This window comes from Dyadobacter sp. LHD-138, assembly GCF_030929615.1.
Classification (GTDB): Bacteria; Bacteroidota; Bacteroidia; order Cytophagales; family Spirosomataceae; genus Dyadobacter.
Genome location: NZ_JAVFVU010000101.1, coordinates 1 through 1,636 on the forward strand (window position 1 = coordinate 1; position 1,636 = coordinate 1,636).

At 46.9% G+C, this 1,636-nt stretch carries 2 protein-coding genes; both read right to left on the minus strand.

Annotated features, from left to right (window positions below):
* The coding region (locus tag RB622_RS30065) for a DUF6443 domain-containing protein (protein ID WP_308050542.1) at nt 1–374 on the minus strand (374 nt) is incomplete at its 3' end.
* A 38-nt stretch (nt 375–412) separates the two neighbouring features.
* Nucleotides 413–1,636: T9SS type A sorting domain-containing protein (locus RB622_RS30070; protein ID WP_308050543.1), on the minus strand; the 1,224-nt coding region annotated here is incomplete at its 5' end.

The following is a 1,636-nucleotide window of genomic DNA, read 5'->3' on the forward strand; positions in this document are numbered from 1 at the left end:
TAAAAACGCTCCTGGTCAGTCTTTGTGGCCGGGGCTACCACTTTCAGCGCATTGTCCTTATAGCTCCCGTGGCTACCAGACGCGTACGGTAAATACGCCTTGGGCTGCCTGCCCAAGGCATCGTACGCGATTGGCTGGACAATATCGGTACCCTCAGCGCTTTGTCCAACCGATACGGTTTGGACAGGCCTGCCAAGCCCGTCGATATACTGGACCTGGATATTGACTTTGCCGATATCACTGGCACCGGCACCCGCCTGTTTGTAATGCCTTGAAAGAACAAAGTTCTGGCTTGCGGTCTGCGCGGACGCGGTCTGCCCCAATGCAGTGAGCGTGCAAACCAGCAGAAATATATAGATTAAATGACGTTTCATGATCTTAGGGTTAGCTAATTGTAAATCAGTCAGGACTACTATTGTTTTACGATGCGGTGCGTACTTACAGAACCGTTCATCCCGGTAAGCTGTACCATGTAAACCCCTACCCGAAGGCTGCTTACATCGATTTGGCGGCCTGGTTTATTTTCCGAGAAAACAAGTTTACCCTGAACATCATAAATTTTTACATGGCTGATTTTATCCGGGTCTGGTGTGCCCAGGTTCAGTTTCTCTCCAAAGGTGAGAGGGTTCGGATAGACCGAAACCTTTTTATCAAAAATCAGGCTTTGTATCCGGCTGTACGCAAAAGTATTATCCCGGTCTATCATTTTTAACCGGTACAGATTTTCTCCGTTTGCCGGACTGCCGTCTTTGAAGGAGTAATACTGCATGTTTACGCTTTCGCCTTTGGCATCCACACTGCCAATCCGGTTCCAATCTTTCCCGTTCAGGCTGCGCTCTACATCAAAACGTTCGCTGTTTGTCTCTGCCGTGGTGTTCCAGGTTAACAATGCAGTTGCTTCTTCTTTGATCGCATTGAAATTTACCAAGGTAACCGGAAGCGGCCCGCCCTGGTTAGCCAAAAGAAAAAGCTGGGAAGGGCTAACCGTACCAGTTGCCGCAATGACGTCGCAAGCAATAGTTTGTCCCGCATAATTATAACAATAGGACGAGCGTATGTTTCCGGTGTTGTCTTTAATGTATTTCAGACGTCCGTTCCCATCATATTCGTACACAAGACTTTTACCAGCTGCATCTATCGTTTTGGATACACCAATAAGCGGAGTATATAAGTATGAGGTAACCTGTGCTGCGGGTAGCGCAATGCGTACCGCATCCAGTTTGGACTGAATCGCAATGGTCCCGGTCATAGCGGCCATGTCAGTAAAGGATGTTCCACCCAAAGCAGAGAGAACCCCAGCATTATCGGCATTCTGGATTTCCGCAACGGGATACTGACCTTTGTATGACCACAGATAGGATTGGTTAACACCACCATTGATCAACAAACTCAACGGGTTTCCCTGCGTATCGTAATGCGTATATTTTAGCGTCTCCCTGTAGGAGGTAGATGCGGTTTCATCGGTAGTACCATCATAATTAGAAAAAGTAGCAACGGAACCGTTTAACCCATTAAATCTGAATTTTTTATACGGTAAAAGCAACGCTGATTTATTGGCATTTCCCGTGAATGATTTATAGGTGGTAACATTGGCATCGGTCACTTTTCTATCAGAAGGAGACTTCTCAAGGGTTGT